This is a genomic window from Polynucleobacter sp. MWH-UH2A (genome assembly GCF_018687195.1).
In the GTDB taxonomy this organism is placed as follows: domain Bacteria; phylum Pseudomonadota; class Gammaproteobacteria; order Burkholderiales; family Burkholderiaceae; genus Polynucleobacter.
Map to the genome: position 1 here is coordinate 1959230 of NZ_CP061321.1, position 13804 is coordinate 1973033.

The following is a 13804-nucleotide window of genomic DNA, read 5'->3' on the forward strand; positions in this document are numbered from 1 at the left end:
GCTAGCCGTTGAATCATGGGTTAGCGAGCGCAGTTGCAATTAGTAAATCTGCTTAGATTTACCCCTTCAAGCCTGGGGAGTTGCCAATTGGCAATCCTTGCAACGCTCCTTGAAGGTATGGCGAAATTGTAATCAATTTCGCCATGGTTTGTCTCAATGCGCCTCAATACATCTTAAAAACGCTTTTTGAGTCCTTAATTCATCAATTAAGGCTCATAGACCTGCGGCTGCACGTAATGCCGCCGCCTTATCTGTTTGCTCCCAAGTAAATTCTGGCTCTTCGCGACCAAAGTGGCCATAAGCAGCAGTTTTACGATAGATAGGGCGCAAGAGATTGAGCATCTTCACAATTCCTTTTGGTCGCAAATCAAAATGCTCGGATACCAGTTGCGCAATCTTCTCATCAGAAATCTTGCCCGTTCCGAATGTGCTCACCATTACTGAAGTTGGTTTTGCAACGCCAATTGCATAAGAGATCTGAATTAAGCACTTGCTTGCCAATCCAGCAGCAACCACGTTCTTCGCAACATAACGACCAGCATATGCCGCTGAACGGTCAACCTTTGATGGGTCCTTGCCAGAGAATGCACCACCTCCGTGAGGAGCAGCGCCACCGTAGGTATCCACAATAATTTTACGGCCAGTTAAACCGCAATCACCTTGGGGGCCACCGATAACAAATCGTCCTGTTGGATTTACCAAGAAATTAATTGCGCCCTTAATCAAATGCTTGGGCAATACTGGCTTGATAATTTCTTCAACAACCGCTTCACGCAATTTTTCTAATGAAATGTCTTCGTCATGCTGAGTAGACAACACCACGGTATCAATCGAATCGGGCTTGCCATCAACATAACGCAAAGTTACCTGTGACTTTGCATCGGGACGCAACCATGTCAAACGGCCATCGCGACGCAATTGAGACTGACGCTCTACCAAGCGATGTGACAAGTGGATCGGCAATGGCATGAGCTCTGCTGTTTCATCACAAGCGTAACCAAACATTAAGCCCTGGTCGCCAGCGCCTTGATCCAAGCCATCGTCATGCGCTTTATCAACGCCTTGTGCAATATCTGGGCTTTGCTTGTCATAAGCAACTAATACGGCGCAACCTTTGTAATCGATACCATAGGCAGTATTGTCGTAACCAATTTCACGCAAGGTATTACGGGCGACTTGAATGTAGTCTACGTTTGCATTGGTAGTAATTTCACCAGCCAATACAACTAAGCCAGTGTTGCATAAAGTTTCTGCCGCAACACGTGCGGTTGGATCTTGCGCCAAGATGGCATCAAGAATCGAATCTGAAATTTGGTCCGCTACTTTATCGGGGTGGCCTTCAGAAACCGATTCTGAGGTAAAGAAGTAATCATTTGCCATTGCATATTCCTTTAAAAATTAACACGATCTATCGGACAACTCGACGTGCCTGGAACTACAACGGCGACGCTTTAGCAGAATTTTTGAATCGCCCTGCAAGTTGTCTTAACTCAGCGATGATGCCATTCTATCTGAAAAGCGCCATATTCATCAAGGCGCCCTGAAATTTGGTCTTACTGGCAGCATTGAATATCATTGGGGGGTGCAAAAACTCCTATTAAAGATTGGTCTTAACATTATTGCTGCGCTACCCCTAGCAGTAGTGCAGGTATTGGGAGCTTTTTTGGGGCTTCTTGCCTATTTAGGATCAAAACAATATCGATCTTTATTTAGGCCCCAATATGAAGCTGTAGTTAAGGCACGCAATTTACCTTTCAAACTTTGGGAAGCCGTGCGCGCCTCCGGAATGCTTTTTTCAGATAGCTTATGGATTTGGCGAAACCCTCAAAAAGCACTCGAGCTGGTAGAAATTCAGAACTGGGATCTAGTAGAGCATGCAATTCAAGCAGGTCACGGCTTAGTCATGTTAACTCCACACCTTGGTGGCTTTGAAATTATTCCTAGAGTGTTGGCGAAACATTTCCCCGCAACTATTTTGTATCGACCATCACGACAAGAGTGGCTCAATGAAGTAGTAGAGGAAGGGCGCGCATATCCTAATATGCATTTTGTACCCACCAACCTCAATGGCGTAAGGCAAATGACGAGAGCGCTGACGCGTGGCGAGGCGATTGGCATTCTTCCCGATCAAGTACCTAGCGGCGGCGAAGGTGTATGGGTGCCTTTCTTTGGAAAACCGGCCTATACAACACCATTACCTGCCCGCCTGGCTAATCGCAACCATACACCTGTGGTGATGTTTACTGCAAAACGCAAAGCCATTGGAAGAGGTTGGTTAATGCAAGCAACGCGTTTAGCGCCTTTTAATGAAGATGCCACGATCGCAGCAGCTGAACTGAACACCGCCATCGAGAATGCTGTCTTGATTGCTCCCGAACAATTTATTTGGTCATATAACCGCTACAAACATCCAATAGGCGCAGAATTACCGCCGAGCACATAAAGCACATTATTATTTTTGGTATGAATTGGCTTTCAAACCTTTTTAATTTTTTAGCGCTCAGCCTATTGCGCTTATTTGCCTTTCTTCCATACAGCGTCACCATCTACGTCGGGTATGGTCTTGGTTGGCTTGCTGCCCACATTCCTAATAGTCGCTCTAAAGTAGTCAAAACCAATTTACGCCTGTGTTTTCCTAATCTCAATGAAAAAGAAATTGATGCACTCGCGCTAGAGCACTGGAAATTATTCGGTCGTAGCGTTTTAGAAAGAAGTCGAATTTGGCTTGGAAGCGGAAAACAAATCACCGATATTGTGACGATTGAATCTGCCATCACGCTGGGCGACCGCAAGCCACGACTCCTCATCAATCCACACTTTGTTGGCCTTGAAGGTGGCTTCATGGCGCTATCTGTAATGGCAAGTCAGCGTGACTGGCCTAAAGGGGCCGGGCTGTATCAAAAAATGAAGAACCCCTTCTTTAATCAAAAAATGATTGAATGGAGAAATCGATTTGGTGGCAAATCGATCGAGAGACAGAGCCGCTTACGCGACCTGATCCGAGAAATCCAAACGGGAAACTTTATTTTCATAGCGCCTGATATCGACTTAGGCCCGCGTGATTCGGTATTTGTACCCTTCTTTGGAATTCAGGCGAATACTATTACTTCTGTATCACGCTTGGCTAGGTTAAGTGGTGCTGAGGTTTGTTTAATGACCACAACACTAAATAAAGATCGCAAGGGATACACTTGTCATATTAGTGAGCCTCTGCCGAATTTTCCTAGTGATGATGTTGAAAAAGATACCGCTCGCCTCAATCAATATATTGAGGAGCTTGTTCGAGAAAGGCCGGCAGAGTACTATTGGGTTCATAAACGCTTTAAGCATCGCCCTCCTGGCGAACCAAGCCTTTACGATTAATGGATTATTTTGAGCACTACTCTTAGCCAGCCTAGACGCAAATTACGCTTCACCAAAATGCATGGTGCTGGCAATGACTTCATCGTGCTCAATGGCATCGATCAAGACTTAAGCAATATCACTCGCGAGCAATGGCAAGCCTTGGCGCATCGTCAATTTGGTATTGGCGCAGATCAAATTCTTTTGGTTGAAAAGCCTACTCAGAATGATGCTGACTTTCGTTATCGCATTTTTAATGCGGATGGCGGAGAAGTAGAACAATGCGGCAATGGATCGCGTTGCTTTGTACGTTTTGTACTTGATCAAGGCTTGTCCAATAAAAATCCTCTACGTGTTGAAGTAGCGCATACCGTCCTTACACTCAAATCCCATCCCGATGGGCAGGTTGAGGTAAATATGGGCGCCCCTATTTTTGAACACAGTCAAATTCCATTCAATGCCAATGGCTTGGCAAGCCTGCAAGAGTTTCATGAAACACTCTATGCACTGCCACTGAATCATCCTGCGACACACGATACTTTGGTGGGTGTTCTCTCCATGGGCAACCCTCATGCTGTGCAAGTGGTTGGTGATGTTGCAAGCGCCCCCGTTTTAGAGGAAGGCCCTGAAATCGAAAAGCATGCCGCCTTTCCAAAAAGAGTGAATGCTGGCTATATGCAAATCATGAGTCGCAATGAGATAGCGTTGCGAGTTTATGAACGTGGCGCTGGAGAAACCCTAGCTTGTGGAACTGGCGCCTGTGCGGCCGTCGTCTCAGGCATTCGAAGAGGTCTACTAGACTCACCTGTAAAAGTTCATACCCGTGGGGGCGATCTCCAAATTGCCTGGGGTGGAATTGCGAACAACGAAATTCAGCCTGTCATCATGACGGGCCCAGCTGTTACTGTTTTCGTAGGTGAAACAGAAATCTAAGAACTTATTTCTTAGATTCCGTATTTTTCTCGATACGCTTTTACTGCCGGCAAGCAAGCAGTTAATTGGGCATCACTAGATGCAGTCAAGAAAGACATCAAACCAGTCAAGTTCGCAATCGAAATGACTGGCAAACCAAACTCTTGTTCAACAGCCTGAACTGCAGACTTGTCACCAATGTCTGTTGCATTACCGGATCGCTCCATCCGATCCAATGCAATTAATACAGCCACCGGCTCCGCACCTGCTTTGCGAATGAGGTCTACAGACTCTCTAACTGAAGTGCCTGCTGAAATCACATCATCAACAATGATGACCTTGCCTTTAACTGGAGCCCCAACCAACACGCCACCTTCACCATGATCCTTGGCTTCCTTGCGGTTATAGGCATAAGGGACATTAATGCCGTCATTCGCTAAGGCGATGGCAGTTGCGGCAGCAAGGGTAATACCCTTATAAGCAGGCCCATACAGCATGTCGAATGGGATTTTCGATTCCACTAGCGCCTTGGCATAGTAATGCCCAAGCGCGCCTAAGCGAGCGCCATCATTAAACTCGCCCGCATTAAAGAAATATGGAGAGAGCCTGCCCGCTTTGGTTTTAAACTCCCCAAAGGACAAAACCTTTGCCTCCAAGGCAAAACGAATGAAGTTATCTTGATTTGAATTATTTGAGCTCATAGACCTACATGTTACGCATCATTTCCGCGAACCTCAACGGTATCCGTTCTGCAGTTAAAAAAGGCTTTCTATCTTGGGCCGTCAAACAAAAGGCAGACTTTATCTGCATGCAGGAGCTTAAAGCTCAGCGCGATGATTTGGAAGATGCCATTCTGAACCCTGATGGACTGCATGGATTCTTCCATCATGCCGAGAAAAAGGGTTACAGCGGGTGTGGCATCTATACGCACCACCAACCAGATGATGTGCTTTATGGTTACGGCAATGCAGAATTTGATGCAGAGGGGCGTTATGTTGAAGCGCGCTTCAAAAATCTTTCGGTGATCTCGGTGTATATGCCCTCGGGTTCAAGCTCGCCTGAGCGACAAGAGGCGAAATATCGCTATCTCGATAGTTTTATGCCACATCTCATCAAGCTCAAAAAATCTGGTCGTGAAATTGTTCTTTGTGGTGACGTCAATATTGCCCATCATGAAATTGATTTAAAAAACTGGAAAGGCAATCTTAAGAACTCCGGCTTCCTCCCTGAAGAGCGTGCTTGGTTAACCAAACTGTTTGATCAAGTTGGCTATGTTGATGTTTACCGAAAACTAGAGCCACAAGCTGGTGAATCTTGCTACACCTGGTGGAGCAATCGTGGACAGGCTTATGCAAAAAATGTGGGGTGGCGTATTGACTATCAAATCAGCACCCCCGAAATTGCCGCATCAGCAAAAAAAACTGCGGTATACAAGGATGAACGCTTTTCTGATCATGCGCCACTAACCGTAGATTACGACTGGAAACTTTAAGGACTATTCGCCTTCTTTTTTAATCTGCACAACTTGAAAGTGCATGGTCACCCAAATTAAGATCAGCACTGGAAGGCCGATGATGGCGGTGCCATAGAAAAAAGCAGGGTACCCAAAGTGATCAACAAACACCCCAGAAAATCCTGCGAGCCACTTTGGCAACAACAGCATCATTGAGCTAAACAAGGCATATTGCGTTGCCGAGTATCGAACGTTGGTTAATGATGAAAGGAACGCAATAAAGGCCGAGCTAGCAATTCCTGAGCTTAAGTTATCCGCAGAAATTACCCAAATTAAACCGTGTAAATCATGCCCCTGATGGGCAAGCCAAGCAAACAAAAGATTGCTTACCGCTGACAGCACGGCGCCCAAAAACAAAATTCTGAGCACTCCAAATCGTAGCGTCAGAACACCGCCTACAAAGGCGCCAACTAGGGTCATCACAACACCGAATACTTTGCTTACTGCAGCAACCTCATCTTTGGTGTAACCCATATCTACATAAAATGGGTTCGCCATAATGCCCATGACTACATCGCTAATACGATAAATGGCAATGAGGGACAAAATTAATATGGCATGCCAACGATAGCGGCGAATAAATTCAGCGAAAGGTTCAATTAAGGTTTGATAAAGCCATGCTTTTGCATTGCGCGCTTTGGCTAATTCATAGCGAACAGGCTCTTTACTAAATAAGGTTGTCAACACGCCAACACCAATTGATGCTGCCATACAAAGATAGGCAAACTGCCAGGCATTGGCATCATAACCTTTGCCTGTTTCAGCCCTTGCGGCCAGCCACAATACACCCGCACCTGCCCAGATGAGAGCCAAACGGTAACCCGTTTGATATGTAGCTGCAAGCGCAGCCTGATGATCACTATTGGCCGATTCAATGCGAAATGCATCCAGAGCAATATCTTGAGTGGCAGAACCAAATGCCACCAATAAGGCACACCAAACCATTGAATTCAGGGCCAGCTTTGGGTCCAAGGCAGACATGCCTACCAAGCCGAGAACAATTAATGCTTGCGCCAATATCAACCAGCTTCTTCTGCGACCCAATAAGGTTGTTAAGAATGGAATTTGTACGCGATCTACTAAGGGCGCCCACACCCATTTAAATGCGTAGATCAAACCAACCCAAGTTAAGTAACCAATGGTGCTGCGGTCGATCCCTGCTTCACGCAACCAAAAACTCAGCGTTCCTAGAATCAACAAAAGGGGTAAGCCGGCCGAAAAGCCAAGAAATAACATTCTTAAGCAAGGCCATTCGAGATAAACCCGAAAGTCTTTTAACCAAGATTGAATGGCGGACAGCAACTTGACGTTTTATCTTATGCGCGACGCACGCGAAATAAGGCAAGGCTACCAAAAAGATTTGGCATTAAGGTCACCTGTCGACCATCATGCAAGATGCACTGATCAATCACTTTAAGACCAAGACTGGATGCTAGTTTTTCAAAATCAGCTACCGTCAATACACGTACGTTTGGCGTGTTGTACCACTGGTAAGGCAAACTCTTGGATACCGGCATACGACCCAAGGCAACCGCCAAACGGTGGGACCAATGTCCAAAATTTGGAAAAGAAACGATCGACTCTTTTCCAACGCGCACAATTTCACGCAAAATCTTTTCAGTTTGATGAATAGTCTGCACTGTCTGGGACAGCACAACCGTATCAAAACTATTATCTTCAAATAGCGCAAGCCCACCCTCAAGGTCTTGCTGAATTACATTCAAGCCTTTTTGGACGCAAGCCAATACACGACTGTCATCGATTTCTACGCCGTAGGTATGTACCGGTTTTTGCTTTTGCAAGAACTCCAAAAAGCTACCATCACCGCAACCGAGATCCAGCACCTGGCTATTGGGCGCAATCCAATTAGCAATGGCAGCAAAATCAGCACGCTTATTTAGATTACTCATGATGAGCCTCGCACATTTGCTTGAAATACGCTCTCACTAGATTGTGATAACGCCCATCATCTAACAAGAAAGCATCATGACCATGCGGCGCATCGATTTCAGCGTAAGTAACCTCGCTCTTATTGCTAAGCAATGACTGAACAATCTCGCGACTACGGTTTGGAGGAAAGCGCCAATCAGTAGAAAAACTCACCACTAAAAATTTCGCCTGCACTTCAGCTAAAGCGCGATTGAGGCTGCCATCAGAACGGCGCGCTGGATCAAAATAATCTAGAGCGCGGGTAATCAGCAAATAAGTGTTGGCGTCAAAATAGGTAGAGAACTTATCGCCTTGATGACGTAAGTAGCTCTCAACCTCAAACTCCACATCAAAACTGAAACGATAGTCTTTGGATTCGCCATGAGGGCGCTGCAATGCACGGCCAAACTTTTCAGCCATATCATCATCAGACAAATAAGTAATGTGCCCAACCATGCGGGCCAAACGCAATCCGCGTTTAGGTACTACGCCATGCTCGTAGTAATTGCCACCATGAAAATCAGGGTCAGACAAAATAGCATTGCGAGCTACTTCATTAAACGCGATATTCTGCGCACTTAACTTTGGAGTCGAAGCAATCACAATGCAATGATCAAGACGCTTGGGAAACTGAATAGCCCATGCTAAGGCTTGCATGCCACCTAGACTTCCACCCATTACCGCCGCAAATTTCCGGATGCCCAACTTATCCGCAAGGCGAGCTTGGGTGTTAACCCAGTCTTCTACCGTAACCACGGGGAAATCGGCACCATAGGGCTTGCCAGTGGCAGAGTTCACGCTCATGGGGCCCGTAGACCCAAAACAAGAGCCCAAATTATTCACGCCAATTACAAAAAAATGATTGGTATCGACTGGCTTACCTGGCCCAATCATGTTGTCCCACCAACCAATATCTTCAGGGTTATCTGGACTTGGACCCGCTACGTGATGCGATGCATTTAAAGCGTGACAAATTAATACAGCATTGCTTTTATCGGCATTGAGCTTGCCATAGGTCTCAATGACTAAGTCATATCCCGACAACAGGGCACCACTTTGCAAAGGCAGTGGCTCGGCAAAATGAATGGTATTTCTAGAGAGGTGTAGCTCGCTCATTCTGACAGCAGCAGACGCAAACTCACATCAGAAGCATCTGTTGGCAACTTTTTGAAACCGCTGCGTGCGAAACGATGCCAACGACCCAATATGAAACTCATCAACATGGCAGCGCGGATACTCACTTCTTCTTGGCCCAACTTAGACCATGCCCCACCTTGAGTCTGGGCAATACGTAAAGCCTGCTTAAGAGAGGCTTCCACACGATCCAATACTTGAGTGATGCGTTCTTGCAAACGATCATCTTCTTGTAATAAGGCATCGCCCAACAGGACGCGCGTCATTCCAGGATTTTTTTCTGCGAAGAATAAGAGCATCTGCAGAATGCCACGAGCTTGAGCAAGGCCTAATTCTTCTTTTTGATTAATTTGATTGATTAAGCCAAAAACGGTTTGCTCAATAAATGAAATCAGACCCTCAAACATTTGGGCTTTACTCGCAAAATGTCGGTACAGAGCGGCCTCTGAAACATCAATCTTTGCTGCCAAAGCGGCCGTTGTGACGCGCTCACCCTTTGGATTTTGCAACATTTCTGCGAGCACTTGCAGAATTTGCAAGCGACGCTCACCAGGACGAGGGCGCTTGCGTGTCTTGCCAGCGTCAGCGCTACTGCTGTCGATTTCTGCTGGTTCTAAAGATTCACGCATCGTCATCTACTTATCTGGAACGAATCATCGTACCGAAAGCCTGCTCAGTCAAAATTTCTAACAACAAAGAATGCTCAATACGACCATCAATAATGTGTACTGAATTTACGCCACTCTTAGCCGCATCCAATGCAGAAGAAATCTTTGGCAACATCCCACCGGAAATAGTGCCGTCTGCAAACAAGCCATCAATTTCTCTCGCTGTTAAATCGGTCAGCAACTTGCCATCTTTATCCATTACACCCGGAATATTCGTCATCATGACTAATTTCTCCGCATGCAGGATCTCTGCCATCTTGCCCGCTACCAAATCAGCATTGATGTTGTATGCCTGACCTTCAGCACTAAAACCGATCGGTGAAATTACTGGAATAAATGCGTCGTCCTGCAAGGCTTTCACAACCGCTGGATTGATTGCTTCAATCTCGCCCACAAATCCAATGTCTAACTTCTTACCAGGCTCAGTGTCACTAGGAATCATCATTTTCTTCGCGTGAATTAAGCCACCATCCTTGCCGGTTAAGCCAACTGCCTGCCCGCCAAAATGGTTAATCAACATCACGATATCCTGCTGTACCTCACCGCCAAGAACCCACTCAACCACTTCCATGGTTTCTTCATCGGTCACACGCATCCCCTGAATGAAGGTTCCCGTTTTGCCAATCTTTTTTAGAGCCTCATCAATTTGTGGGCCACCACCATGAACCACAACAGGATTCATGCCAACCAATTTCAACAAGATCACATCACGCGCAAAACTTTCTTTCAAGCGCTCTTCGACCATGGCATTTCCACCGTACTTAATAACGATAGTTTTGCCGTGATACGCACGAATGTAAGGCAATGCCTCAGCAAGAATCTCCGCCTTTAATAAAGGCGAGATATCACTAATAGATGTCAAATGCTTAGTCATTACAAATGGTATTTATTCGCCAAATAATTTTTGACGGAGTTCGCGACGCTCTTGCGCCTCAAGAGATAAATTGGCTGTAGGCCTTGCAATTAAACGGTTCAAGCCGATTGGCTCACCTGTTTCTTCACACCAACCATAATCACCAGACTCAATTCGGCCAAGCGCTTGCTCAACTTTTTTCAATAGCTTGCGCTCACGATCACGAGTGCGCAATTCCAATGCATGTTCTTCTTCAATCGTGGCACGATCGGCTGGATCTGGAACCAAAATATTTTCGCGGAGATGTTCAGTTGTCTCAGACGCATTTTTCAAAATGTCATCTTTTAAAGTCAACAACTTTTGACGGAAAAAATCTAACTGGGCAGCATTCATGTAATCCTTATCGGACATCTTGAGCAATTCAGCCTCAGTCAAAGGTACACCCTTCGCTGCTTTTGTGCTAGTCGCTTTGCTGCTTGCTTTTGCAGCACTTGCAGGTTTTGTTGCTGTTTTTACCGTCATCTCATTCTTTCTTAGATTTGAAGCATTATTGCCTCATTCTGCCAAACTTTTGCCGCTGCCAGCCAATATTCTTCAAGCTTTCACAAACTTGGCCGTGGCGGCGGATTGTACCCGAATCTTGCTAGACCAAACATCCCTCAAGCCCAGCCAGTAGGGTGTCCTTAGGCAAATCAATGCCTATGAAGACCATGCGGGTTTGTTTGGGCTCAGACCCCCAGGGACCAGCTAAATCGCTGCCCATCATTTGATGCACCCCCTGAAACACCACTTTTCGGCCACTTCCTTTGACATAAAGCACGCCCTTGTAACGTAGCATCTTCTCACCAAAGACCTCCAAAATGCCCCCCAGGAAATCTTCCAATTTTTTATGGTCAAAGGGTTTATCACTACGAAAAACAAAAGACTGAATGCGATCTGTATGCCCCGCATGACCATGATGGTGATCATGGTCATGATCATGTCCGCAATTGCTGTGATCGTGATCATGGGAATGGTCGTGACCGCAGTGCGCATGATCATGATCGTCTTGCTCTAAAAAATGAGGGTCAATATCTAGCTTCGCATTTAAGTTGAAGCCCTTAAGATCCAAAACGGCATTTAATGGCACCACGCCTTTAGAGATTGCACTGATGGGCGCCCTTGGATTCATGTGCATTAAACGGCCACGAAGCGCCTCAACTTCAGATGCCGTTACCAAGTCAGTTTTAGTAATAAAAATTTGATCTGCGAAACCTACTTGCCGCTGGGCTTCCTCGTGCTCAGTCAATTGCTGCTGGCCATGCTTAGCGTCGACCAGCGTCACTACAGCATCCAATACATAGTGGTCTGCAACATCATCATCCATAAAGAATGTTTGCGCCACAGGGCCTGGGTTAGCCACTCCAGTGGTCTCAATGACGACGCGATCAAACTGAATCTTTTTATCTTTTCGCTGTTCCCATAAGGAGTTTAAAGCCTCAACTAAATCGCCGCGAATGGTGCAACAAATGCAACCATTACTCATTTGCACAATGTTCTCTTCGTGATCCTGAACCAGAATATCGTTATCGATATTTTCTTCGCCAAACTCATTCTCGATCACCGCAATTTTTTTGCCATGATCTTCAGTCAGAATGTGTTTCAACAAAGTGGTTTTGCCGCTTCCTAAAAAGCCGGTCAATATGGTTACTGGAATTAATGCCATGAATGATCCAATCAAAATCTAAAAATCTCTTTGGGTATTGGTATTGCGACCCCAAAGTCGGGAAACCTACTATCTTACCGAGTTCCTCAAGCTTTGCCAGCCTTAGCTCGGGGATGCGCTTTATCGTATGCCTGAGCTAGATGCTGAAAGTCTAAAGAGGTATAAATCTGTGTGCTGGCAATGCTGGCGTGTCCCAACATCTCTTGCACGGCGCGCAAATCTTGTGAAGATTGCAAAACATGACTGGCAAAACTATGCCGCATCATGTGCGGATGCACATGGGTGGGCAAACCTGCGCGGATCGCTAAAGTTCGCAATCGTGCCTGCACGGTACGAGGGGATAAACGCTTGCCATTTGCCGACAAAAATAAGGCAATGGATTCAGTATTTGCATTCATGCTTGCATCTCGAATATTTCGCCACGCAAGCAAAGACTGCATTGCAGGCACCCCAACTGGAACTGAACGTCTTTTGCTGCCCTTACCCAGTACGGTGACTTCAGCCGCATCCCAATCCAACCATCCCGCGGACTCATGCTGACGATCTTTGCTCTGCATAACGTCAATGCCCAGAAGCTCTGATAAACGCAAGCCAGAGGAATACAACAAATCAACGATAGCAGCATCCCGAATCGACTCAAGGTCCTTTTTCTCATCCGCCTCTTTAACTGCCTGATTGACCAGCGCAAGCGCTTGTTCAACAGATAGGGCCTTGGGCAAGGACTTTAGGCGTTTTGGCGCCTTCACGTCATCTACAGGATTAGCAGCTAGCTGCAAGCTAGCTTTACCCGCCTGTGCATCACGCCTAGCGCTTTTCTCTGTCAACCAGTCATACCATCCGCGCCAAGCAGATAAAGCTCGCGCAATGCTTCTCGAAGATTTTTCTTTGGAATGCAAACGTCCTGCCCAGCGACGAACATGGGCATTAGTCACCTTTAATAAATCAATTGAATCGTCTTGAGCAAAGTTTTGTAAATCACTTAAATCCATGCCATACGCTTTTAACGTGTGCGCAGACAGTTGACGCAATACATGAAGCTCATGCAAATACTCTTGCATAAGTGGATGCAGATCAGTCGGCTTTAGCTTCATAAGCCTGGATGCGATCCAAAGCTGCCGCTGTAAGTTCTGCAATTTGTCTTAAGTAGAAGGCACCCATATCGGCAGTAAACCGAGTCTCATCTTTGCTTGCCAAGAGTAGAACTGCCGGGGATTGATTCACGCCGATGCTTTTACCTAGCGGGAGGCCGATAGCCACCATACTTTGCCACTCAGGGTCAATCTGGGTTTGACTGGCCAGCAAATCCACACTGGCGGCCAACTCTTTTGTAGAACCACACAGAGGCGTATCTACCCAAGGGCCAAATGCCGAATTAGGTGATAACAATTTTGCTGCCTCAACCTCAAAAACCTCTGCCAAACCAGAAATAATTGCAGCTTCAACATCAGCTTTATTGTTTGCTTTCATTAAACGTAACAACCAAGCCACTAGACTTTGTTGTGTTTTGTCATTGCGGCTACCAAAGTGCAACATTTCACTTAGACGTCGATTGAGCTCTTGGTTTTGCGTACGCAAGACCGTCATCTGACGCTCTTGCAAAGAGATGGCGCGATCTTCGTGAGGATGCTTGATCCGAATTTCATTAAACAAATTAGCATAGCGCTCAAAAAAGCCGGGGGTTGCTCGCAACCACTCAGCAACCAACTCTTCTTGCTCGGCCTGCTTTGGATCTATTGCACTCATGTATC

Annotated in this window: 15 protein-coding genes and 1 riboswitch; of the genes, 4 read left to right on the forward strand and 11 right to left on the reverse strand. The window is 46.1% G+C overall.

Annotated features, from left to right (window positions below):
* Positions 1–18 precede the first annotated feature (18 nt).
* A riboswitch (S-adenosyl-L-homocysteine riboswitch) is annotated at positions 19–117 on the reverse strand.
* Between the two features lie 96 nt (positions 118–213).
* The gene (gene metK / locus IC571_RS10125) at positions 214–1380 is read right to left on the reverse strand and encodes a methionine adenosyltransferase (RefSeq protein WP_173956573.1); all 1167 of its coding nucleotides are present in this window, start codon (positions 1378–1380) and stop codon (positions 214–216) included.
* Between the two features lie 202 nt (positions 1381–1582).
* Between metK and IC571_RS10130 the strand changes: the two genes are divergently transcribed.
* The 3 genes from IC571_RS10130 to dapF are packed head-to-tail and all read left to right on the forward strand — an operon-like array spanning position 1583 to position 4275.
* Positions 1583–2443 (forward strand): lysophospholipid acyltransferase family protein, encoded by an 861-nt coding sequence (locus tag IC571_RS10130; RefSeq protein WP_251373394.1) that lies wholly within the window; start codon positions 1583–1585, stop codon positions 2441–2443.
* A 20-nt stretch (positions 2444–2463) separates the two neighbouring features.
* Complete coding sequence (locus IC571_RS10135) at positions 2464–3363, forward strand: lipid A biosynthesis acyltransferase (protein ID WP_215316518.1); 900 nt, start codon at positions 2464–2466, stop codon at positions 3361–3363.
* A gap of 57 nt (positions 3364–3420) precedes the next feature.
* Positions 3421–4275 (forward strand): diaminopimelate epimerase, encoded by an 855-nt coding sequence (gene dapF / locus IC571_RS10140; RefSeq protein WP_215317905.1) that lies wholly within the window; start codon positions 3421–3423, stop codon positions 4273–4275.
* Between the two features lie 11 nt (positions 4276–4286).
* On the opposite strand, the gene pyrE is transcribed toward dapF, so the two are convergent.
* Positions 4287–4955 carry an orotate phosphoribosyltransferase gene (gene pyrE, locus IC571_RS10145; RefSeq protein ID WP_215316519.1) on the reverse strand — a complete coding sequence of 223 codons (669 nt, stop codon included), beginning with the start codon at positions 4953–4955 and terminating at the stop codon, positions 4287–4289.
* Positions 4956–4963: 8 nt separating this feature from the next.
* On the opposite strand from pyrE, the gene IC571_RS10150 reads away from it, so the two are divergent.
* The gene (locus IC571_RS10150; protein WP_215316521.1) at positions 4964–5746 is read left to right on the forward strand and encodes an exodeoxyribonuclease III; all 783 of its coding nucleotides are present in this window, start codon (positions 4964–4966) and stop codon (positions 5744–5746) included.
* Positions 5747–5749: 3 nt separating this feature from the next.
* On the opposite strand, the gene IC571_RS10155 is transcribed toward IC571_RS10150, so the two are convergent.
* The 9 genes from IC571_RS10155 to IC571_RS10195 all read right to left on the reverse strand — a co-directional run bounded on the left by IC571_RS10155 (position 5750) and on the right by IC571_RS10195 (position 13799).
* Positions 5750–7069 carry an MFS transporter gene (locus tag IC571_RS10155; RefSeq protein ID WP_305848876.1) on the reverse strand — a complete coding sequence of 440 codons (1320 nt, stop codon included), beginning with the start codon at positions 7067–7069 and terminating at the stop codon, positions 5750–5752.
* A gap of 14 nt (positions 7070–7083) precedes the next feature.
* On the reverse strand, positions 7084–7677 hold the full coding sequence (gene metW / locus IC571_RS10160) for a methionine biosynthesis protein MetW (protein WP_215316523.1): 594 nt from the start codon (positions 7675–7677) through the stop codon (positions 7084–7086).
* On the reverse strand, positions 7670–8812 hold the full coding sequence (locus IC571_RS10165) for a homoserine O-acetyltransferase (RefSeq protein WP_215316525.1): 1143 nt from the start codon (positions 8810–8812) through the stop codon (positions 7670–7672). Before IC571_RS10165 ends, metW begins: the two co-directional genes overlap by 8 nt.
* Positions 8809–9459, reverse strand: coding sequence for a nucleoid occlusion factor SlmA (slmA, locus tag IC571_RS10170; protein ID WP_251373397.1), 651 nt, complete (start codon positions 9457–9459; stop codon positions 8809–8811). The genes IC571_RS10165 and slmA overlap by 4 nt, the downstream gene beginning before the upstream one ends.
* 10 nt (positions 9460–9469) lie before the next feature.
* Positions 9470–10372 carry an acetylglutamate kinase gene (gene argB / locus IC571_RS10175; protein ID WP_215316529.1) on the reverse strand — a complete coding sequence of 301 codons (903 nt, stop codon included), beginning with the start codon at positions 10370–10372 and terminating at the stop codon, positions 9470–9472.
* A 12-nt stretch (positions 10373–10384) separates the two neighbouring features.
* A complete protein-coding gene (gene dksA / locus IC571_RS10180; protein ID WP_173956792.1) occupies positions 10385–10762 on the reverse strand; it encodes an RNA polymerase-binding protein DksA in 378 nt (125 codons plus the stop codon).
* Between the two features lie 232 nt (positions 10763–10994).
* The gene (locus IC571_RS10185) at positions 10995–12056 is read right to left on the reverse strand and encodes a GTP-binding protein (protein WP_215316531.1); all 1062 of its coding nucleotides are present in this window, start codon (positions 12054–12056) and stop codon (positions 10995–10997) included.
* 86 nt (positions 12057–12142) lie between these two features.
* A complete protein-coding gene (locus tag IC571_RS10190) occupies positions 12143–13147 on the reverse strand; it encodes a tyrosine recombinase XerC (protein WP_215316533.1) in 1005 nt (334 codons plus the stop codon).
* On the reverse strand, positions 13128–13799 hold the full coding sequence (locus tag IC571_RS10195; protein WP_215316535.1) for a DUF484 family protein: 672 nt from the start codon (positions 13797–13799) through the stop codon (positions 13128–13130). The genes IC571_RS10190 and IC571_RS10195 overlap by 20 nt, the downstream gene beginning before the upstream one ends.
* Positions 13800–13804: the final 5 nt, after the last annotated feature.

Coding starts and splice junctions, on each gene's coding strand:
- argB (WP_215316529.1), bottom strand. CDS start 10,372: ATGACTAAGCATTTGACATCTATTAGTGATATCTCGCCTTTATTAAAG.
- pyrE (WP_215316519.1), bottom strand. CDS start 4,955: ATGAGCTCAAATAATTCAAATCAAGATAACTTCATTCGTTTTGCCTTG.
- slmA (WP_251373397.1), bottom strand. CDS start 9,459: ATGCGTGAATCTTTAGAACCAGCAGAAATCGACAGCAGTAGCGCTGAC.
- dksA (WP_173956792.1), bottom strand. CDS start 10,762: ATGTCCGATAAGGATTACATGAATGCTGCCCAGTTAGATTTTTTCCGT.
- IC571_RS10150 (WP_215316521.1), top strand. CDS start 4,964: ATGTTACGCATCATTTCCGCGAACCTCAACGGTATCCGTTCTGCAGTT.
- IC571_RS10135 (WP_215316518.1), top strand. CDS start 2,464: ATGAATTGGCTTTCAAACCTTTTTAATTTTTTAGCGCTCAGCCTATTG.
- IC571_RS10165 (WP_215316525.1), bottom strand. CDS start 8,812: ATGAGCGAGCTACACCTCTCTAGAAATACCATTCATTTTGCCGAGCCA.
- IC571_RS10195 (WP_215316535.1), bottom strand. CDS start 13,799: ATGAGTGCAATAGATCCAAAGCAGGCCGAGCAAGAAGAGTTGGTTGCT.
- metW (WP_215316523.1), bottom strand. CDS start 7,677: ATGAGTAATCTAAATAAGCGTGCTGATTTTGCTGCCATTGCTAATTGG.
- IC571_RS10190 (WP_215316533.1), bottom strand. CDS start 13,147: ATGAAGCTAAAGCCGACTGATCTGCATCCACTTATGCAAGAGTATTTG.
- dapF (WP_215317905.1), top strand. CDS start 3,421: ATGCATGGTGCTGGCAATGACTTCATCGTGCTCAATGGCATCGATCAA.
- metK (WP_173956573.1), bottom strand. CDS start 1,380: ATGGCAAATGATTACTTCTTTACCTCAGAATCGGTTTCTGAAGGCCAC.
- IC571_RS10185 (WP_215316531.1), bottom strand. CDS start 12,056: ATGGCATTAATTCCAGTAACCATATTGACCGGCTTTTTAGGAAGCGGC.